Origin of the sequence: Streptomyces sp. NPDC012466, from assembly GCF_042955215.1 — a bacterium.
GTDB lineage: Bacteria > Actinomycetota > Actinomycetes > Streptomycetales > Streptomycetaceae > Streptomyces.
The window spans coordinates 103,409-123,832 of the sequence record NZ_JBIBEQ010000001.1 but is presented as its reverse complement, the minus strand read 5'-3'; the positions used below and the strand labels follow the sequence as shown (position 1 = coordinate 123,832).

Sequence of the window (20,424 nt, the reverse complement as noted above, 5' to 3'; positions counted from 1 at the left end):
AGCCCTTCCTCGTAAAGGACCATCGCCATGCGCAAGTCGACCCTCCGCCGCAGCTGCGCGGCGCTCGCCACCGCCACCTGCCTCGCCCTGGCGCTGACCGCCTGCGGCGGCACCACCAAGAAGGACGTCGCGAACGAGGGCGCCTCGGCCGCCACCGCCGGCAAGGCCGACCCGAACGCCGCCACCAAGAAGGGGCTCACGGTCGGGTTCCTGCCCAAGCAGGTCAACAACCCGTACTTCACCAGCGCCGACAAGGGCGGCGAGAAGGCACTGAAGGAGCTCGGCTCCGGCTACAAGGAGGTCGGGCCCTCCAGCGCGACCGACACCGCCGGACAGGTCTCCTACGTCAACACGCTCACCCAGCAGCAGGTCGACGCGATGGCCGTCTCCGCCCAGGACCCGGGCGCCCTGTGCACCGCGCTCAAGCAGGCCATGAAGAACGACATCAAGGTCGTCACCTACGACTCCGACACCACGCCCGACTGCCGCAACGCCTTCGTCTCGCAGGCCTCCGCCGAGGACCTGGGCCGTACCGAGGTGCAGCTGCTCGCCAAGCAGATCGACTACAAGGGCGAGATCGCGATCCTGTCCGCCGCGCAGACCGCGACGAACCAGAACACCTGGATCGACTTCATGAAGGACGAGCTGAAGAAGCCCGAGTACAAGAACATGAAGCTGGTGAAGACCGCGTACGGCAACGACGACGCCCAGCAGTCCTTCCAGCAGACCCAGGGCCTGCTCCAGGAGTACCCGAACCTCAAGGGCATCATCTCCCCGACCACCGTCGGCATCAAGGCCGCGGCCCAGTACCTGTCGGGCTCCAAGTACAAGGGCAAGGTCAAGCTGACCGGCCTCGGCACCCCCAACGACATGCGCAAGTACGTCAAGAACGGCACCGTCGAGGCGTTCGAGCTGTGGGACCCGGCCAAGCTCGGCGAGCTGGCCGCCCGCACCGCGGTCGCCCTGTCGTCCGGGCAGATCACCGGCAAGGAGGGCGAGACCTTCAAGGCCGGCTCCATGGGCGAGTACACCATCGGCAAGGACGGCGTGATCAGCCTCGGCAAGCCGACCGTGTTCGACGCCAAGAACATCGACCAGTTCAACTTCTGATCACCGAAAGGGCTGTTGATGCAGCGCGTGTGCTTCCTGCTGAAGGTCAGGGCGGACCGCCTCGACGAGTACCGCGAGCGGCACGCCACCGTGTGGCCCGAGATGCGCCAGGCGCTCTCGGACACCGGCTGGCGCAACTACTCGCTCTTCCTGCGCGAGGACGGACTGCTCGTCGGCTACCTCGAGACCGAGGACTTCGCAGCCGCCCTGGCCGGAATGGAGGCCACCGACATCAACGCCCGCTGGCAGGCGGAGATGGCGCCGTTCTTCGAGTCGCTGGACGGCGCCCGGCCCGACGAGGCCATGAAACCGCTCACCGAAGTCTTCCACCTTGCGTGAAACCACCGTGTTAAGTCTCGCCCGACAAAGGAGTCCACCCGAGATGAAGAGACGTACGCTGCTGGCCGGAGCGGTCCTCAGCGCCGTGGCGGGTCCCGCCCTCGGCTCCGGCATCGCCCGGGCCGCCGACCCCGGCCCCTCCGTCACCCGGACCGGCACCACCACGCTCGACAGCCAGGCCATCTTCTTCGTGTCGTACGACGGGCTGGTCAACAACAACTCGTTCCAGAAGAACGGCCTGCTGACCTACAAGGGCTACCAGTACGCCGTCTGGTACACCGCCGACCGCAACGCCGTCGTCGCACGACGGGTACTCGGCGGCAGCACCTGGTCGACCGTCAAGGTCGGTCACACCCTGAAGGTCAACGACTCCCACAACGTCATCTCCATGGGCGTCTCCAAGGTCGACGGCCGGCTGCACCTCAACATGGACTCCCACAGCGACGGCTTCACCTACGTCAAGTCCGTCGCCGGGCTCATGGACGATCCCGCGGGGCTGAGCTGGACCGCGAGCCGTTTCGGCGCGCCGCAGTCGACGCTGGACGGGCTGGCGCTCACCTCGCAGTTCACCTACCCGCAGTTCGTCTCCACGCCCGACGGCAAGCTCCAGCTGAGCTACCGCGTCGCCGTCTCCGGCAACGGCCGCAACGCCCTCGCCGAGTACGACGGCACCAAGTGGACCAACCTCGGCGAGTGGTCCGCCTCCACCGGCACGTACACCAGCGAGCACGGCTCCTCGACGGCCCGCAACATGTACCTGCACGGCATCGACTACGACCGCAACGGCCGGCTGCACTCCTTCTTCACCTGGCGCGAGCAGAACGGCGCCGTGATGTGCAACAGCGGTGGCATCACCAACCACGACACCGGCTATGTCTACTCCGACGACCGGGGCCGCACCTGGCGCAACAACGCCGGCACCGTCGTCGGCGTCACCGGCGGCTCCGACAAGGTGTCGGTGACCGACTCCGGCCTGGTGATCGACCCGCTCAACCCGGACCACTCCCTGATGAACCAGGAGAGTCAGTTCACCGACTCCGCGGGCCGGCCGCACGCGATCATCTCCTACGTCCCCGGCCGCTTCGGCCAGTGCACCACGAACTACGTGGCCGACCGGACCGCCAACGGCCGTGCCTTCCACGTCCGCAGGAACGCCTCCGGCACCTGGCAGAAGACCGAGATACCGGTCCCGCTGAACTCCAGCCAGCGCACCAAGCTGATCCTGGACAAATACGACAACGCGTACGCGGTCTTCCCGTTCGGCCGGATCGCCGGGGCCTCCGCCGCCTCCGGGTACACGGACTGGAAGATCCTCTTCGACGGCAGCGGCCTGGGCGCCTTCGGCGAGGTCGTCATCGACGAGACGCGAGTCGCGCAGGACGGGGTGCTGTCCTTCATGTACCAGGAGAAGTCCAGCGGTACGACGCCCTCGGCTCTGCACGTGGTGGACTTCCGTCTGCCCGCCTGACCGGACCGGTCGCCGGGGCGGCGTGCCGGTAATGTGAAGCCGCTCCGGCCGCCGCCCCCTCATCTCCCCCTGGAGGTCCCTGCCCGATGTCCCAGTCGGTGGGTATCAAGGACGTCGCCCGCGTCGCCGGAGTCTCCGTCGGAACGGTCTCGAACGTGATCAACCGCCCGGACACGGTCGCGACCGAGACCCGGGCCCGGGTGCTGTCCGCGATAGACCGGCTCGGATACGTCCGCAGCGAGTCCGCGCGCCAGCTGCGCGCGGGCCGCAGCCGCATCATGGGGCTGCTCGTCCTCGACATGGGCAACCCCTTCTTCGTCGACGTCGCGCGGGGCGCCGAACGCGCCGCCCGGCAGGCCGGACTCGGCGTGATGGTCTGCAACAGCGCCCAGAGCGCGGGCGAGGAGGCCGAGTACCTGTCGCTCTTCGCCGAGCAGCGGGTGCGCGGCGTGCTGCTCACCCCCGCCGACGCGACCGGCCGCAACATCGAGGCGTTCCGCCGGCACAACATCCCGTTCGTCCTGGTCGACCGGGTCGCCGAGGGCACCACCGAGTGCTCGGTCTCCGTCGACGACGTGGCGGGCGGCGCCCTCGCGGTACGCCACCTCGTCGACGCCGGGCACCGCTCCCTCGCCTACGTCAGCGGCCCGCCCGGCCTGAACCAGGTCCGTGACCGGCGCACCGGCGCCCTCGAAGCGCTCGCCGAGGCCGGGCTGGGCCCCGACGCGCTGCGCGAACTGCCCACCGAGCGGCTGGACGTCGCCGCGGGCCGCGACGCCGGGGCCCGGCTGCTCGGACTCGCCGACCGGCCCACCGCCGTGTTCTGCGCCAACGACCTGCTCGCCCTCGGCGTCCTGCAGGCCATGTACGCGGCCGGTGTCGGCGTCCCCGACGACCTGGCCATCGTCGGCTACGACGACATCGAGTTCGCCGCCGCCGCGGCCGTCCCCCTCACCTCGGTACGGCAGCCGGCGGTCACCATGGGCGCCCTGGCCGCCGAGCTGCTCCTGGAGGAGACGGAGGAGGAGGGCGCGGCGCGACCGCACGAGCACCGGCGGGTCGTCCTCCAGCCCGAACTGGTGGTGCGCCGCTCCAGTCTCTCGGCGCGCTGAACCTGAACCGCCGTTCAGCGGGATTTCATGATCCGAAGGGCCTCCCCCCGGACGTTCCCTGTGATGAACTGGGACGCGGCCAGTACATCCTTCCGTCCCGGGAGCCCTGTTGTCCCTCAGCTACCGCCAGCCCGGAGTCGTCCTCACCGACCGCCGCTTCACCGTCCCCCTGGACCACGACCGGCCCGAGGGAGAGACGATCGAGCTGTACGCCCGCGAGGTCGTCGCGAGCGACAAGACGCACCAGGACCTGCCATGGCTGCTCTACCTCCAGGGCGGCCCCGGATTCGGCGCCGACCGGTCCGTCGGCCGGCCGGGCTGGCTGGGCAGGGCCCTGAAGGAGTACCGCGTCCTGCTCCTCGACCAGCGCGGCACCGGCCACAGCACGCCCGCCAACCGGCAGACGCTCCCGCTGCGCGGCGGCCCCGCCGAGCAGGCCGGCTACCTCACGCACTTCCGCGCCGACGCGATCGTCCGCGACTGCGAGGTCATCCGCGCGCAGGTCACCGGCGGCAAGCCCTGGACCGTCCTCGGCCAGAGCTTCGGCGGCTTCTGCGTCACCAGCTACCTCTCCCTCGCGCCCGAGGGCTTGGCCACCGCCGTGATCACGGGCGGTCTGCCCTCCCTCGACGCCCACGCCGACGACGTCTACCGGGCCGCCTTCCCGCGCATCGAGCGCAAGGTCGCCGCCCACTACGCCCGTTACCCGCAGGACGCCGAGCGGGCCCGCCGCATCGCCGACCACCTGCTGACCCACGACGTGGTCCTGCCGAGCGGCTACCGATTCACCGTCGAGGCGTTCCAGTCCCTCGGCATCGTCCTCGGGACCGGCGACGGCACCCACCGACTGCACTACCTCCTGGAGAACGCCTTCGTCCGCACCCCGCAGGGCCACACGCTCTCCGACGCGTTCCAGGAGCAGGTCCAGGCCATGCTCTCCTACGCCCGGCACCCCCTGTACGCCCTGATCCACGAGTCGATCTACGGCCAGGACGCCCGGCCCACCGCCTGGTCGGCCGAGCGGGTCCGCGCCGAGTTCCCGCAGTTCGACGCCGCCAAGGCGCTCGCGGGCGACGAGCCGCTGCTCTTCACCGGAGAATCGATTCACCCCTGGATGTTCGACTGCGACCCGGCCCTGCGCCCGCTGCGCGAGACCGCCGACCTGCTCGCCGCCCGCACCGACTGGACGCCCCTGTACGACCCCGCCCGCCTCGCCGCCAACACCGTGCCGGTGGTGGCGGCCGTCTACCACGACGACATGTACGTCGACACGGCCCACTCCCTGCGCACCGCCCGCGCGATCCGGGGCCTGCGCACCTGGATCACGGACGAGTTCGAGCACGACGGCGTGCGCACCGGCGGCCCCCGCGTTCTCGACCGGCTGCTCGCGCTGGTCCGGGGCGAGGAGTGATGCCGCGCCGGAGCCGTGGTGATGTCGGTGGCGCGGACTAGTCTGCGGACATGACGACCACTCGACTCCAGCCCATGCCCGGCGACTGGCGGCGTGCCCTCGCGGTCGTGGCCCACCCGGACGACCTCGAGTACGGCTGCTCGGCGGCGATCGCGGCCTGGACCGACGAGGGCCGCGAGGTCGCCTACGTGCTCGCGACCCGGGGCGAGGCGGGCATCGACACGCTGGAGCCCACGCGGTGCGGGCCGCTGCGTGAGCGGGAGCAGCGGGCCAGTGCGGCGGTGGTCGGGGTGTCGGAGGTGGAGTTCCTCGACCACAAGGACGGCGTCATCGAGTACGGCATCGCGCTGCGCCGCGACATCGCCGCCGCGATCCGCCGGCACAAGCCCGAGCTGGTCATCACCCTCAACCACCGCGACACCTGGGGCGGCGTCGCCTGGAACACCCCGGACCACGTGGCCGTCGGCCGGGCCACCCTCGACGCGGCCGGCGACGCCGGCAACCGGTGGATCTTCCCCGAGCTCGTCGAGCAGGGCCTCGACCCGTGGGACGGAGTGCGCTGGGTGGCCGTCGCCGGTTCCAGCACCCCCACCCACGCCGTCGACGCCACCCCCGGGATGGAACGGGCGGTGCGCTCCCTGCTGGAACACCGCACCTACATCGAGGTGTTGACCAGCGAGGACCCGGAGACGTACGTGCGCGGCTTCCTGACGCAGCACGCCGAGACGACGGGGGAGCGGTTCGGGGGCCGTCCGGCGGTGGCGTTCGAACTGTTCGGCAGATGACCGGCTACTGACCGACGGACGACGGGGGAGACCATGACAGGCAACGCGGAACTGGCCGACCGGTTCGAGGAACACCGGGGGCATCTCAAGGCGGTGGCCTACCGCATGCTCGGATCGCTGACCGAGGCGGAGGACGCCGTCCAGGAGGCCTGGCTGAAGCTCAGCCGCACCGAGGCGGACGACATCCAGAACCTCGGCGGCTGGCTGACCACGGTGACCGGCCGGGTCTGCCTGGACCTGCTGCGCTCGCGCGCCGCCCGCCGCGAGGAGCCGATGGGCGACGCCTTCGTACCGGACCCGGTGCTCAGACCCCTGGCGCAGGTCGCCGACCCGGCGGAGGAGGTGCTCCAGGCCGACTCCGTGGGCCTGGCCCTGCTCGTCGTGCTGGAGAACCTGGCGCCCGACGAGCGGCTCGCGTTCGTGCTGCACGACATGTTCGCCGTGCCGTTCGACGACATCGCGCCGATCGTGGAGCGCGGCCCGGCCGCCACCCGTCAGCTGGCGAGCCGCGCCAGGCGCCGCGTGCGGGGCGCCACCCCCTCGTCCGAGCCCGACCTCGGCCGGCAGAAGGAGGTGCTCGACGCCTTCCTCGCCGCCTCGCGCGCCGGGGACTTCGAGGCGCTGCTGGCCGTCCTGCACCCGGACGTGCTGCTGCGGGCCGACTCGGGCGCGCTCGTGCGGGGCGCGGCCGCCTCCCAGCTGGTCCGGGGCGCCAAGGCGGTGGCGGAGCAGGCGCTCATGTTCGCCCCCTACACGCGGTCCGCGCGGCTGGTGCTGGTCAACGGCTCGGTCGGCATGGTCGACGCGGCCGACGGGCGCGTGCGGTCGGTCATGGGCGTCACCATCGAGGACGGCCGCATCACCGGCATGTACATCCTGGCCGACCCCGAGCGGCTGGAGCGGCTGGACGCCCCCGGGGTCGCGGGGTGAGCGGATCCCACCGATGACGGGTCGTTTCGTATGCTGATCGGCATGCGAGATCATCAGGCCGGGCGGGTGGAGCTGCGCGGCGACTGCGAGCAGTGCTTCGGGCTGTGCTGCGTCGCCCTGCCCTTCGCGGCCTCGGCCGACTTCGCGGTCGACAAGGCCGCCGGCACGCCCTGCCGCAACCTCCGGGACGACCACCGCTGCGGCATCCACGCGAAGCTGCGGCAGAAAGGGTTCTCCGGCTGCACGGTCTATGACTGCTTCGGCGCCGGGCAGCAGGTCTCGCAGATCACCTTCGGCGGCCGGGACTGGCGCTCCGGACCGCCGGAGCAGGCCCGCCGCATGTTCGAGGTGTTCCCGGTCGTCCGGCACCTGCACGAGCTGCTGTGGTACCTGACCGAGGCGCTCGCCCTCCCGGCGGCCCGCCCCGTCCACGCCGCACTGCGCAAGGCGCTGACGAAGACCGAGGAGCTCGCCGCCGGGACCCCGGAGGAACTCGCCGGGCTGGACGTGGCGGCCCACCGCCAGGACGTCAACGCGCTGCTGCTGAGGACGAGCGAGCTGGCCAGGGCCGGCACCAAGGGCCGCAGGAAGGACCGCCGGGGCGCGGACCTCATGGGCGCCCGTCTCAAGGGTGCCGACCTGCGCGGTGCCAGCCTGCGCGGCGCCTGTCTCATCGCGGCCGATCTCACCGGCGCGGACCTGCGGGGCGCCGACCTGATCGGTGCCGACCTGCGTGACGCGGACCTGACGGACGCCGACCTGACCGGGGCGTTCTTCCTCACCCAGCCGCAGCTGAACGCTGCCCGGGGCAGTGCCGGGACCCGGCTGCCCGGATCAGTCACCCGCCCCCGGCACTGGACGCCGCAGGTCTGAGGCCGGCTCCCGTACCGGGGTGCGGCGCTCCGGGCGCAGGAGCAGGCCCTCCGGCATCAGCGTCAGCCGTTCCGTCACGCGCAGCCGGTAGGCCGGGTCGGGCCGCAGCTCGTAGCGGCGCAGCAGCAGCCCGAGCACCAGCGTGGCCTCGTGCAGCGCGAACTGGCGCCCGATGCACGCCCGCGCGCCCGTCCCGAACGGCTTGAAGGTGTGCGGGGCGCGGGACCGTACGGACTGTGGGTCGAAGCGGTCGGGGTCGAACCGCTCGGCGTCCGCGCCCCACACCTCGGGGTCCCGGTGCAGCATCGGCGTCAGCACCAGTGCCCACGCCCCGCGCCGCATGGGATGCTCCCCGGCCAGCACCGTGTCCTGCCGGGCCTCCCGGGAGAACGCGGGCGCGGTGGGCCACAGCCGCAGTGACTCGTCCAGGACCCGGCGGACGTGGCGCAGCCTCGCCACCTGCTCGTAGGCGGGTTCCGCCGTGTCACCCCACACCCGGTCCACCTCGGCGCGGGCCCGGGCCGCGATCTCCGGATGGCGGGCGAGGTAGTGCAGGGCGAAGGAGAGCGCGCCGGAGGTCGTCTCGTGGCCGGCGACGAGGAACGTGATGACCTGGCGGCGGACGTTCTGCGGTGTCAGCCGTTCCCCGGTGACGGGATGGGCCGTCTCCAGCATCCGGTCGAGCAGGTCCCCGTCGCCGCCGCCGGTGGCGCGCCGGGCCCGGACGAGTTCGTCGACGGTGTGGTCGAGGAAGGCCATGTCGGCCGCGTTGCGGCGGCTCGCGCCGCGCAGCAGCAGGGGAGCCAGCGGGAAGGGCACGGTGTTGAGCCGCTGCGCGTAGGTCAGCGTGCCCACCATCGCGGTCACGAAGGGGTGCGGGCGGGAGCGTTCGAAGGAACCGAAGTCGTGTCCGAAGCCGGTGCGCGCGATCGTCTCCAGCGTCAGCTTGGTCATGTCGCCGGGCACGTCCACCGCCCGGCCGGCCGCCGCCGCCCGGTCCCAGTGCTCCGTCAGCCGCCGCGCGACGGACAGCATCATCGGGTGGTACCCGGCCATGGCCTCGCGGCTGAACCCCGGCGCGAGCACATCGTGGGCCAGTTGCCAGTTGGGCTCGTGGTTGTACGCCGTGAACAGACCGTCCCCCGCGACCGGCCGGAGGTTGGCCACGCCGAGCCCCACATGCTTGGCGAACCGCGTCTCGTCGGCGAGGTCGGCGGCGTACCGGGCGCCCCACACGAACACGAACTCCTTGCCGAACGCCTTCCGCCGGAACACCGGTCCCAGCCGGCGGGCGTGGCGCAGTGAGTCCTGAAGGGGGGTGCGCCGGTTCACGCCCACCACGTCACCGAGCAGCGGAATCCGGTGGGGCGGATGCGGAATGCGGTCCAGCTCCGGCCAGCCCAGCTCGGCACTCCGGAAACCGTTGGGCTCCCCGGTGCGTGTCGGCGCCTGGGTCATGACGCGATCTCCCTTGATCCGGTGGCGGGTTCGCACGTGTTGTACGTGGGTTCAATAGCGCGGTTCAGTCTGGTCCCGTTGTTGAACCGACGTCAAGTAGAGTGCGGGCATGGCCGCGAACCAGGGCGGACGCACGCGCCGCCGGCTCAGCACCGAGGAGCGCCGGGAGCAACTCCTGTCGGTCGGGGCCCGGCTGTTCTCGGAGAGTCCCTACGACGACGTGTGGATCGAGCAGGTCGCCGAGATCGCCGGGGTGTCGCGCGGGCTGCTGTACCACTACTTCCCGACCAAGCGGGACTTCTTCGCGGCGGTCGTCGAGCGCGAGAGCGAGCGGATGCTGCGCATGACGGCGGCGGTGCCCGGCGTCCCGGTCCGCGAGCAACTCGCGGCAGGGCTGGAGACGTTCCTGGAGTACGTCGAGGCGCACGCGCACGGCTATCGCGCCTTCCACCGCGCCGACGCGGCCGGGGACCAGTCGGTGCGGCGGGTCTACCGGCGGGCCCTGGCCGAGCAGGAGCGGCAGATCCTCGCCGCGCTCGCCGCGGACCCCGAATTCGGGCCGGCCTTCGAGGAGCGGCCGGAGGTCCGGCTGGCCGTGCGCGGCTGGCTGGCGTTCACCACGGCCGTCTGCCTGGAGTGGCTGCGCGACACGGAGTTGAGCAGGGAACAGGTGCGTGAGCTGTGCGCACGAGCGCTGCTGGGCGTCCTCACTCGCTGAAAAAGGCTCTCGCAAAGAGCGCCTGACGTGGTTGGCGTGCACCTCGATCTTCGGTAGGTTAGGTGAGCCTTACCTAAGGAGGTCTGGGATGGGTGACGACAGCCACAGCTGGACGGCGGCTCCCGCCGCCGCGGAACGGGCCCGCTCGGTGCTCGCCGCCGCGTGGTCCTGCTCGGTGACCGCGGAGGGCACGCGGGAGGAGCTGGTCGGCGCGCACACGGTGGAGGAGGACGGCCGGGTGCTCATGGAGGTGCCCGAGGACAGCGCCCTGCTCGCGGCCGCGATCTGCGCGCCCCGCGGCGAGCCGTCCGCGGTGCTGGAGTTCGCCGATGTCGCGCCCGTCCCCGTACGCAACCGGATCCGCGCCCGGCTGTGGCTCGCCGGCTGGTTCGCCGTCGAGGGGGAGAGGCTCGCCTTCACGCCCACGCGTGTGGTGCTGCGGCGGCCCTCCGGCTCCGTGGTCGTGGACCTCGACGACTTCGCCGCCGCCGCTCCCGACCCGCTCACCGCGGCCGAGGCCCGGCTGCTGACCCACCTGGCCGACTGCCACGCCGACGCGGTCGAGCGCCTCACCCGGCTCGTCGACTCCGAGAGCCTGTACGGCGCGGTCCGCGTCCAGCCGCTCGCCGTCGACCGGCACGGACTGACGCTGCGCATCGAACGCGCCCGCGCCCACGGCGACGTACGCCTGGCGTTCCACGCGCCCGCCGACGACGTCGCGCAGCTCACCGAGCGCATGCACATCCTGCTCTCCCAGGCCAGCGCCGCGTCCTGCCCGCGGGCCCTACAGCGGCAGCGCACAGACGGCGACGGGTGAGGGGAACGATGCGCCCGCGCGCCGCAGTTCGCCGTTCGCCTCGTCCACGTGGAAGACGGTGACGGTGGAGGACTTCTGGTTCGCCGCGAACAGCAGCGTGCCCTCCGGTGAGAAGGCGATCTGGCGCGGGAAGTCCCCGCCGACCGGCACCGTGTCGAGCAGCCTGAGCCGGGCGCCGTCCGCCTCGACGGCGTAGCGGGTGAGGCTGTTGTGGCCGCGGTTGGCGAGGTAGGCGTACCGGCCGTTCGCGGTCACCAGCAGCTGCGCCGGGTAGTTCGTCCCCGGACCGGTGCCCGTGGACTGCGCCTCGCCGACGGTCAGCCGGCCGGAGGCCCGGTCGTACGAGCAGACCGCCACCGTGTTGTCGACCTCGTTGGCGAGATAGGCGTACCGGCCGCCCGGATGGAACGTGAGGTGGCGCGGTCCGGCGCCCGGCCGGGTCCGCGCCTGCGCGACCTCGGTGAGCGTGCCGGCCTTCTCGTCCAGCCGGTACGTGTAGACGGTGTCCGTGCCCAGATCGACGGCGAGGACATGGCGCCCGTCGGGACTCGTGACGAACTGGTGGGCGTGCGGGCCCTCCTGACCGGGGCCGGGCGGCGGGCTGGAGTGCCGGACGAGGGCGGTGCGCTCGCCGAGCGCGCCCGAGGCGTCGATGGGGTGCACGGCCACACTGCCCGAGCCGTAGTTCGCGCTGAGCAGCCAGCGCCCGCCCGGGTGCACCGACAGATGGCAGGGCGCCGCGCCACCGGTGCTCCGGCGGCCCAGGAGCTTCCGGTCGGACAGCCGGACGGCGGTCACGGCACCGTCGTCCCGCTCGTCCACCGCGTACAGCGTGCCGCGGTCCGGGTGGATCGCGAGGTACGACGGGTCGCCGACGCCGGTGATGGTGCCGTCGGCGGTGATCCGGCCCGTCGCCGGGTCATAGGTGGCCAGGCCGATGCCCTTGCCGCCGCCCTCGACGGAGGTGTAGGTGCCGAGGTGGAGCGGGCGGGGCCCGGAGGGGCGCCGGGCCTCGCGGGACGGGCCGGCGCTCGCCTCGGGCACCGGGGTCGCAGTCGTCGTGGGCGCGGGTGCGTCGTCGCAGGACGGCAGGGCCGCCGCGGCGGCCCCGCCCGCCAGTGCGCCGACGAACCGGCGCCTGCTCCAGCCACCACTGTCCATGTCGCCCCTCAGGTCGTCACTCGTCCCCGTCGTGACAGCCACCTTGACGTTTCCCGGCCGTCGGGTGCAACAACGGCAGCGGGTGGGCGCGAAGCGCAGCGGGGCCGGTTACCAGTTCCCGTCCTCGACGGGCTTGCCCGGGGCGTCCCCCAGTTGCTGCGTCTGGCCCGGCGTGGGCGGCTGCCAGGGCTCGTGGTCGTCACCGAGCCAGTCGCCGACCGGCTTCACGGAGCCGAGCGTGTCCGTGGGGGCGAGGTCCTCCCCGTCCTCGTCGTAGTAGTCGAACCAGGGCAGGCCCGCTCGGGTGTACGCGGCCCGGTCCACCGGCGAGGGCGGCGCGGCCTCGCCGGTGATCCGGCGCCACTCCGGCGGCGTCACCAGGTGCACGAACACCCGTCCCTCCGGACGCTCCGACCAGTGGGAGAGCGGCCGGTCGTCCTGGTAGACCTCCTGCCGCATGGAGCCGCCGACGCCGAGACCCATCGCCACGGCCGCGCGCGGCGGGCCCGCCGGGGCGGCACCGGCGGCGGGCGCCGGAACCGCTCCGGGCGCGGGCGGGGCCGCCATGGCCATCGGGGCGCCGAAGCCGCCGGACGAGGACGGGGCCGCCATGGGCATCGCGGCGCCCCAGCCGCTGGGCGGCTGCATCGCCCGCTGCCGCTCCGCCCGCTGCCGCTCCTCCGCACGCCACCGCGCCAGCTCCCGGTCGTTCAGCGCGAAGGACTGCAACTGGACCCCGCCCCACACCTCCTCGCCCGTGACCTGCCCCTCCACGGTGGCGCCCAGGCCGAGCGGGACGGCCACGAACTGCCGGACCGTGCCCGTGCCGGAGTTGATGCCGTCCAGCCAGGGCTGGCGGGGGAGCACCACGTAGTTCTGGGGGCCGCGCGCCAGGCGGTCGCTCCAGGGGCGGCCCGAGACCGCGCACACCTTGCCGACGCCGACCTGGAGGGCGGCCGGCTCCGAGGTGCCCGCGAAGCTCAGCCACATCGCCTCGCGCAGATACACCGGCAGCATCACACCGCCGCGCGCCCGCCACGCCTCGGGCACTCTGTCCGCGTAGTCCGCGACCCGCCGCACCGGGAACTCGCCCAGGCCCGGCGGCAGCGGATGGGTGCCCGTCTCCGGCAGGCGCAGGGTGCGGATGAACCGGACCGCCACCCCGCCCGGCAGCCGCAGTGTGTTTCCGTCGATCCGCACGGTCGTGTCGGCCATCGGCCCGCTCCTCACCTCAGGTGCCGGCCCTTGCCGACGTTCCCCTCAACGAGAACGCCCGCCGAACCCCGCGCGGTTCCGCCACATCTGTTCCGTGACGCCCAGCCGCTCCCGCAGCCGCGTCAGGCGTGGCATCCGCGCGCGTTGTTCCCGCGACACACGGTCCAGTTCCTCGAACAGGCGCCGCGTGCGGTGCTCGGTGTCGAGCTCGTCGAGGATGCGGTTGACCTCCGTCAGGACGGCGCCCGGAAGCTGCCAGTGCCGCGGGTCGCGCTCGGCCTCCTCGCGCAGCAGCAGACCCAGTTTGTCGCGGGTGCCCGCCGCCGTGCGCAGCTCCGCGGCGAGACGTTCCTCCGCCGACTCGGCGCTCGCGCTGAGGTGGGTGGTGACCAGCACCGCGAAGCTCACGACGGCGTCGGCGATCTCGGAGAGCAGCTGTTCCAGGGCGGCACCCGTCTCGGCCTCGAACAGCGGCTCGGGTTCGCGCTCCTTCGCGAGGTCGGTGAGGGAGCGGGCGAGCACGCGCAGCACGACCGTGCAGATCTCCAGCGTGTCCAGGCCGGTGCGCATCACGACCCGGTGCAGCACGCTGTCCTGCACACGCGGGTTGAGCCGCAGACTGTCCTCGGCCTGCCTGAGCGCCGCGTCCACCTCGACGATGTCGTGATCCAGGCGGCGCGCCTCGTGCAGCTGCTTCTCCGCGCGGTGCACGGGCGTGCCGCCGGCCGCCTCCTCGCCCATGCGCAGCATCAGCTGCCGCAGCCGGCGTGCCAGGCCCTCGATCGACTCGCCCGCCTCCTCCACCCACACCGGCGGAGCCAGCAGCAGGTTGCAGGCGAGTCCGACGACGGCGCCGATCAGCGTCTCCACGACCCGGGCCCAGGCCGTGTCCCCGACAGTGGTGACGCCGAGGACGAGCATCGCGCTGATCGCGACCTCGGGTACGTACTCCTCCACCCGGACCAGCCGTCCCACCGCCAGCGAGGCCACGAGGAGCAGTGCCAGGCTCCACCAGGTCAGGCCCACCAGCAGGCTGAAGGCGATCGCGACGAGGACGCCGGTCACCACGGCGTTCACCCGCCGGAAGCCGTTGGTGATCGTGGCGTACAGCGTCACCTGCACGACCAGCAGTGCCGTCAGGGGAGCGGTGAGAGGTGCCGGCTCGGGGCTCAGCCGCAGTGCGATGACGTACGCGATCGTCGCCGCGATCGCGGACCGCAGCGTCTGGACGACCACGGGGTCACGACGCTTCCTCACGATCCGCTCGGCGCGGGCCGTCCACTCACGTACCTCTCGCATCCTCTGGCTGTTCCCCTTCCCCGGCGTAACGAACGCATCCATGATCACATCCATGACGGACGCTCACGAAGGACGTTAACGCCGGGGGAAACCAGGGGCGACCGAGGGTGCTCGGGCGGACACCTCGTCTCAGGCGGACACCTTGGCGAGGAAGGCGGCCAGATGGCCCGCGGTCCGCTCGATCTGCTCCTCCAGGGTGAGGCTCTCCTCGAACCGGGCCCCGGTCTCCGGTGTCTTCTTCCCGCGTACGTACAGGGAACAGGCGAGGTCGGTGCACATGTACACGCCGACGGAGTTGCCCTCGCGCCCCGCGGCCCCCGCCTTGCGCGCGGTCATCAGCGCGACCCCGCCGCGCGGGTGCGTCGTCAGGCACAGCGAACACATGCTGCGGTGCAGGAACCCGCGCTGCGCGGCCTGGAATCGCATCGCGACCCCGACGAGCCGCCCTTCCCGTTCGGTGACCAGATAGCTCCGATCCGGTGCTCCCGGATCCCGCCACCCGAGAAAGTCGAGGTCGTCCCACGGGCGGTCGTCGAGGTCCCGGGGCACGGCGAGGCGCTTGGCCTCTCCCTTGGAGCAGTTGACGAAGGAGGTGCGGATGTCCTGCTCGCTGAGTGGTTTCACGGGGATGCTCCCGGGGTGGTCGTCGCGAAACCTAGGGGTCCTAGGTTTTGTGGGCCAGGTCAGGGTAGGCAGTCGCGCCGGAACGAGGCCACCGGATTTTCGTCAGGCCTCGTCGGCCGGGACGCCCGGCGGCCAGACCCCGGCCCTGAGGACCCCGAGCGCATACGCCCGGGCCACGAGTTCCGTCCGGTTGGACGCACTCCAGCGGGAGGACAGGCGGCGCAGATGGTAGGTCACGCCGTCGGTGGTGAGGCCGGTCTCGCGGGCCGCCCGGGCCGTTGTGGCACCGGCGGCCAGGAGGGCCAGGATGCGGGCCTCCATCGGTGTCACCCGGGCCTGCTCGGCGGGCGCGGCGGGGGAGGGGGAGGGCTTGTTGTCCACCCGGAGCATCACCAGCAGGGCCGGGGTGTCCTGCACCGTGTCGCTGACCGGATCCGCCGTCAGTTCGCCGTGGCGCTCGGTGCCGCAGGGTGCCCGCCAGCGCACCGAGACCTGGTAGCGCGAGCGGTGGCGCAGACGCAGGGCCTCGGCGATGCGCTCGACCTGCGTGGCCTCCCGCGGACTGAACAGGTCCAGCACGTCACGGCCGCGCAGCCGGCCCGGCGTCGTACCGCACTCCGCGGCCATCGCCGGATTGGCCAGCAGCACCGCCCCGTACACATCGCACACCGCGACCGGCATCGCGACCCGGTCGAACAGGAGCAGGGCGCGGTTGCGCCACGTCACGGCCTCCCGCCGGGCCAGGTCCACGAGCATCTCCTGCCACGCCGGGCCGCTCTCCCGCAAGAGCGGCGCTTCTGCTCGCACTACACAATCATGTAGGGCCGCGGCACGGGCCCCGGGGCCCGGTGGATCACGCTGGAGCGCAGTACTTCCGTAGCGCGAAAGGCAGTTGCCCGTCATGCCCCCCACCGGACAGACTCCCCCGACCGCCGACACCCTCCCCGGCGTCCCCGTCGCCGACATCTCCGCCACCGGACCCGGCGGCGCGCCCGTCCAGCAGGCCATGGACCTGATGCGTGAGCACGGGCCCGTGTTCGTGCGGCGGCTGTACGGCCGGGACACCCTGTTCGTGGGCGACCTCGATCTCGTGGCCGACCTGGCGGACGAGCAGCGGTTCGCCAAGCACATCGGGCCCGGCCTGGAGAACGTCCGCGAGTTCGCCGCCGACGGCCTGTTCACCGCGTACAACGACGAGCCCAACTGGGCCAAGGCGCACGACATCCTGATGCCCGCCTTCGCGCTGGGCTCGATGCGCACCTACCACCCGGTGATGCTGAAGGTGGCCCGGCGGCTCATCGCGTCCTGGGACCGCGACGCCCGGGCCGGGCAGCCGGTGAACGTCCCCGACGACATGACCCGCATGACGCTCGACACCATCGGGCTCGCCGGCTTCGGCTACGACTTCGGCTCCTTCGAGCGGGCCGAGCCGCACCCCTTCGTCGAGTCGATGGTCCGCTGCCTGGAGTGGAGCATGACCCGGCTCGCGCGCGTGCCCGGCAAGGACTACTCCGCGCGGGACGCGGCCTTCCGCGACGACTCCGCCTACCTCGCCCGGGTCGTCGACGACGTCATCGACGCCCGCACCGGTGCCGACCAGAGCGACGCCGACGACCTCCTCGGCCTGATGCTCACCGCCGAGCACCCGGCCGACGGCACCACACTCGACACCGCCAACATCCGCAACCAGGTCATCACCTTCCTGATCGCCGGCCACGAGACCACCTCCGGCGCCATGTCCTTCGCGCTGTACTACCTCGCCAAACACCCCACCGCCCTGGAGCTCGTGCGGCGCGAGGTCGACGAGTTGTGGGGCGGCCAGGCCGACCCCGAGCCGACGTACGACGAGGTCGGCAGGCTGACCTACACCCGCCAGGTCCTCAACGAGGCCCTGCGGCTGTGGCCCACGGCCGCCGTCTTCTCCCGGCAGGCCCGCGAGGACACCCTGCTCGGCGGGCGCATCCCGCTGCGCGCCGGACAGTCCGCCCTCGTCCTCACGCCGATGCTGCACCGGCAGCCCGTGTGGGGCGACAACCCCGAACTGTTCGACCCCTCCCGCTTCACGCCCGAGGCCGAGGCGGAGCGCCCGGTGCACGCGTTCAAACCGTTCGGCACCGGCGAGCGCGCCTGCATCGGGCGCCAGTTCGCGCTGCACGAGGCGACCATGCTGCTGGCGATGCTCGTGCACCGCTACCGGCTGAGCGACCACGCCCACTACCGGCTCACGGTCAAGGAGACCCTCACCCTCAAGCCCGAGGGCTTCACCCTCGCGCTCACCCCGCGCACCCCCGCCGACCGTGTCCACACCCCGCTGCCCGGAGCCGCCCCGGCCCGGGACGCCGAGTCGGCCGCGCCGCAGGGCCTGCCCGCCCGCGTCCGGCCCGGCACCGCCGCCCTCTTCCTGCACGGCAGCAACTACGGCACCTGCCGTGACTTCGCCGGCCGGCTCGCCGACGAGGCCGCCGCCATCGGCTGCGACACCGAGGTGGCACCCCTCGACGCCTACGCGGGCGGCCTGCCCACCGACCGGCCCGTGGTCATCACCGCCGCCTCCTACAACGGCCGCCCCACCGACGACGCCACCGCCTTCGCCACCCGGCTGGAGGAGACCCACGACCTGTCCGGTGTGACGTACGCCGTCCTCGGCGTCGGCGACCGCAACTGGGCCGCCACCTACCAGCACGTCCCCACCCGGATCGACGAACGGCTCGCCGAGTCGGGTGCCGTCCGGCTGCTGGAGCGCGCCGCCGCCGACGCCTCGGGCGATCTCACCGGCACCGTCCGGGAGTTCACGACGGCACTGCGCACCACCCTGCTGGAGCGGTACGGCGACCCGGACGCCACGGCCCCGGACCCCGGGCCCACCGCCGCCTACGAGGTCCGCACCCTGACCGGCGGTCCGCTGGGCGTCCTCGCCGAACGGCACGGACTCGTCCCCATGCGCGTCACCGAGGCCCGCGACCTCACCGCGCCCGGGTACGCGCGCCGCAAGCGGTTCGTCCGCGTCGCCCTGCCGGAGGGCGTCACCTACCGCACGGCCGACCACCTCACCGTGCTGCCCGCCAACGCCCCGGACCTCGTCACCCGCGCCGCCACCGCGCTCGGCGTCGACCTCGACACCGTCCTGGACATCCGCGCCACCCGCCCGCGCCGCGACGGCATCGCCGTGGACCGGCCCCTGACGGTACGGCAGCTCCTCACCCACCACGTGGAACTGCAGGAACGCCCGGGCGCCGGGCAGCTGGCCGCGCTCGCCGCCGCCAACCCGTGCCCGCCGGAGCGCGCGGCCCTGGCCGCCCTCACCGACGACCCGCGCACCCTCGTGGAGATCCTGGAGGACCACCCGGCGCTGCGGGGCGCACTGGACTGGCCGCGGCTCCTCGACCTCCTGACCCCGCTGCGCCCGCGCCACTACTCCATCTCGTCCTCGCCCGCCGTCGACCCCGGCCACGTGGACCTGATGGTGTCGCTGCTGGAGGCACCCGCCCGCTCCGGCAAGGGTGTCTACCGGGGCACCGGCTCCGGACACCTCACCACCCTCGGTCCGGGCGACACGGTGTACGCGCGCGTGCAGCCGTGCCGGGAGGCGTTCCGCATCGACGTCCCCGGCGACTCGGCACCGGTCGTGATGGTCGCGGCCGGCACCGGCCTCGCCCCGTTCCGCGGCGTCATCGCCGACCGTGCGGCGGCGGCCGCGACGGGCGCCGAACTGGCCCCGGCCCTCTGCTACTTCGGCTGCGACGCACCCGAGGCGGACTTCCTGCACGCCGAGGAACTGCGCGCCGCCGAGGCGGCCGGAGCCGTCTCCCTCCGCCCCGCCTTCAGCGAGACCCCCGAGGGCGAGGTGCGGTTCGTGCAGCACCGGATCGCCGCCGAGGCCGAGGAGGTGTGGACCCTGCTGGACGCGGGAGCGCGGGTGTACGTCTGCGGGGACGGTTCCCGAATGGCACCCGGGGTGCGGGAGGCGTTCCGTACCCTGTTCCGCAAGCACACGCCGGATGCCGACGAGGCCGCCGCCGAGCAGTGGCTGGACGGGCTGATCGCGGACGGGCGTTACGTCGAGGACGTGTACGCGGCCGGCTGACCGAAATGGCGGGGAGGGGTGGGGCGCACGGTGGCGGACTCCTGGGAACGGGCCCGGCACATCCTTCAGACGGCGGGTCTGGACCCCGGTCGCCTCGTCCACCTCGCCCCGCTCACCGGCGGCACGTACAACACCGTCGAGGAACTCCGCCTCACCGACGGCAGCCGCTATGTGCTGAAGATCCCGCCCGCCGCGGCCGTCCCCGGCATGCGGCACGAGAAGCGGCTGCTCGTCTCGGAGGCCGAGTTCTACCGCTCGGCCGCCCGGGCCGGGGTGCCCGCGCCGCGGGAGGTGTCCGCCGGGGACGACTTCCTGCTGATGACGGCCGTCCCGGGCGATCCGTGGGACGGCACGCTCACCGGCACGGAGCGGACCGCCCTGCGCACGGAACTGGGACGCCAGGTGGCCCGCCTGCACCGTGTGACGGGCCCGGGCTTCGGCTACCCCTCCGGTGCCCTCGGGCCGCTCGCCCCCGACTGGCGGACCGCCTTCACGGCGATGTTCGACGCCGTCCTCGACGACGCCCGGCGCTACGGGGCCCGGCTGCCCCGGCCCGTCGACGCGGTGGCCCGTGCCGCCGCGTCCGCGTACGGCGTACTCGACGAGGTCGGCGAACCGTGTCTCGTCCACTTCGACCTGTGGCCGGGCAACATCCTCGTCGACCGCCCGGACGGACAGGCCCGCATCGGCGGCCTCATCGACGGCGAGCGGATGTTCTGGGGCGACCCCCTGGCCGACTTCGTCTCCCTGGCGCTGCTCGGGGACATCAGGAGCGACGAGGCGTTCCTGGCCGGCTACCGGCAGGCGGGCGGCCGGGCCGGCTTCGACGCCGCGGCCCGCCTGCGACTCGCCCTGTACCGGACCTATCTGTACCTGATCATGCTCACCGAGACGGTCCCCCGCGAGGCCGGTGAGCAGCAGGAGCGCTGGGTGCAGGAACGGGTCGCCCCGGAACTCGTCGCGGCTCTGGACGAGATCGAGGAGGGTCGCAGGCCCCGCTGAGCGGACCTCCGGTTAGCT

18 protein-coding genes are annotated in these 20,424 nt (G+C 72.7%); 12 read left to right on the top strand and 6 right to left on the bottom strand.

The features are described from left to right. Nucleotides 1–27: 27 nt before the first annotated feature. The 8 genes from rhaS (at nt 28) to ACFY9E_RS00530 (ending at nt 8,028) form a co-directional block, all read left to right on the top strand. A complete protein-coding gene (gene rhaS, locus ACFY9E_RS00565; RefSeq protein ID WP_390977907.1) occupies nt 28–1,110 on the top strand; it encodes a rhamnose ABC transporter substrate-binding protein in 1,083 nt (360 codons plus the stop codon). 18 nt (nt 1,111–1,128) lie between these two features. Further along, nucleotides 1,129–1,449 carry an L-rhamnose mutarotase gene (locus ACFY9E_RS00560; RefSeq protein WP_390977905.1) on the top strand — a complete coding sequence of 107 codons (321 nt, stop codon included), beginning with the start codon at nt 1,129–1,131 and terminating at the stop codon, nt 1,447–1,449. 43 nt (nt 1,450–1,492) lie between these two features. Further along, nucleotides 1,493–2,917, top strand: coding sequence for a BNR-4 repeat-containing protein (locus ACFY9E_RS00555; protein WP_390977903.1), 1,425 nt, complete (start codon nt 1,493–1,495; stop codon nt 2,915–2,917). An 86-nt stretch (nt 2,918–3,003) separates the two neighbouring features. Further along, entirely contained in the window at nt 3,004–4,029 is a 1,026-nt protein-coding gene (locus ACFY9E_RS00550; RefSeq protein ID WP_390977901.1) for a substrate-binding domain-containing protein, read from the top strand. 109 nt (nt 4,030–4,138) lie between these two features. Further along, complete coding sequence (locus tag ACFY9E_RS00545) at nt 4,139–5,440, top strand: alpha/beta fold hydrolase (protein ID WP_390977899.1); 1,302 nt, start codon at nt 4,139–4,141, stop codon at nt 5,438–5,440. 50 nt (nt 5,441–5,490) lie between these two features. Then, nucleotides 5,491–6,225, top strand: a complete 735-nt coding sequence (locus ACFY9E_RS00540; RefSeq protein ID WP_390977897.1) for a PIG-L family deacetylase — start codon at nt 5,491–5,493, stop codon at nt 6,223–6,225. 33 nt (nt 6,226–6,258) lie between these two features. Further along, entirely contained in the window at nt 6,259–7,155 is an 897-nt protein-coding gene (gene sigJ / locus ACFY9E_RS00535) for an RNA polymerase sigma factor SigJ (RefSeq protein ID WP_390977895.1), read from the top strand. A 42-nt stretch (nt 7,156–7,197) separates the two neighbouring features. Further along, nucleotides 7,198–8,028, top strand: coding sequence for a pentapeptide repeat-containing protein (locus ACFY9E_RS00530; protein WP_390977893.1), 831 nt, complete (start codon nt 7,198–7,200; stop codon nt 8,026–8,028). On the opposite strand, the gene ACFY9E_RS00525 is transcribed toward ACFY9E_RS00530, so the two are convergent. Beyond that, on the bottom strand, nt 7,990–9,486 hold the full coding sequence (locus tag ACFY9E_RS00525) for a cytochrome P450 (RefSeq protein WP_390977891.1): 1,497 nt from the start codon (nt 9,484–9,486) through the stop codon (nt 7,990–7,992). The genes ACFY9E_RS00530 and ACFY9E_RS00525 overlap by 39 nt on opposite strands. 109 nt (nt 9,487–9,595) lie before the next feature. Between ACFY9E_RS00525 and ACFY9E_RS00520 the strand changes: the two genes are divergently transcribed. Next, nucleotides 9,596–10,204 (top strand): TetR family transcriptional regulator, encoded by a 609-nt coding sequence (locus ACFY9E_RS00520; RefSeq protein ID WP_390977889.1) that lies wholly within the window; start codon nt 9,596–9,598, stop codon nt 10,202–10,204. 88 nt (nt 10,205–10,292) lie between these two features. Then, the gene (locus ACFY9E_RS00515; RefSeq protein WP_390977887.1) at nt 10,293–11,021 is read left to right on the top strand and encodes a DUF2470 domain-containing protein; all 729 of its coding nucleotides are present in this window, start codon (nt 10,293–10,295) and stop codon (nt 11,019–11,021) included. Here ACFY9E_RS00515 and ACFY9E_RS00510 read toward each other — a convergent pair. The 5 genes from ACFY9E_RS00510 to ACFY9E_RS00490 all read right to left on the bottom strand — a co-directional run bounded on the left by ACFY9E_RS00510 (nt 10,989) and on the right by ACFY9E_RS00490 (nt 16,076). Beyond that, on the bottom strand, nt 10,989–12,182 hold the full coding sequence (locus ACFY9E_RS00510; protein ID WP_390980222.1) for a beta-propeller fold lactonase family protein: 1,194 nt from the start codon (nt 12,180–12,182) through the stop codon (nt 10,989–10,991). The two genes, ACFY9E_RS00515 and ACFY9E_RS00510, sit on opposite strands and share 33 nt — an antisense overlap. Nucleotides 12,183–12,290: 108 nt before the next feature. Continuing rightward, nucleotides 12,291–13,397 carry a hypothetical protein gene (locus tag ACFY9E_RS00505; protein WP_390977885.1) on the bottom strand — a complete coding sequence of 369 codons (1,107 nt, stop codon included), beginning with the start codon at nt 13,395–13,397 and terminating at the stop codon, nt 12,291–12,293. A 45-nt stretch (nt 13,398–13,442) separates the two neighbouring features. After that, complete coding sequence (locus ACFY9E_RS00500; RefSeq protein ID WP_390977883.1) at nt 13,443–14,696, bottom strand: aromatic acid exporter family protein; 1,254 nt, start codon at nt 14,694–14,696, stop codon at nt 13,443–13,445. Nucleotides 14,697–14,825: 129 nt separating this feature from the next. Next, a complete protein-coding gene (locus ACFY9E_RS00495) occupies nt 14,826–15,320 on the bottom strand; it encodes an FBP domain-containing protein (RefSeq protein WP_390977881.1) in 495 nt (164 codons plus the stop codon). Nucleotides 15,321–15,422: 102 nt separating this feature from the next. Beyond that, the gene (locus ACFY9E_RS00490; protein WP_390980220.1) at nt 15,423–16,076 is read right to left on the bottom strand and encodes a PAS domain S-box protein; all 654 of its coding nucleotides are present in this window, start codon (nt 16,074–16,076) and stop codon (nt 15,423–15,425) included. A 145-nt stretch (nt 16,077–16,221) separates the two neighbouring features. Here ACFY9E_RS00490 and ACFY9E_RS00485 point away from each other — a divergent pair, with 145 nt between their 5' ends. Then, nucleotides 16,222–19,404 (top strand): cytochrome P450, encoded by a 3,183-nt coding sequence (locus ACFY9E_RS00485; protein ID WP_390977879.1) that lies wholly within the window; start codon nt 16,222–16,224, stop codon nt 19,402–19,404. Nucleotides 19,405–19,434: 30 nt separating this feature from the next. Then, nucleotides 19,435–20,406: a phosphotransferase gene (locus ACFY9E_RS00480; protein ID WP_390980218.1), complete on the top strand. Its 972-nt coding sequence runs from the start codon at nt 19,435–19,437 to the stop codon at nt 20,404–20,406. Nucleotides 20,407–20,424: the final 18 nt, after the last annotated feature.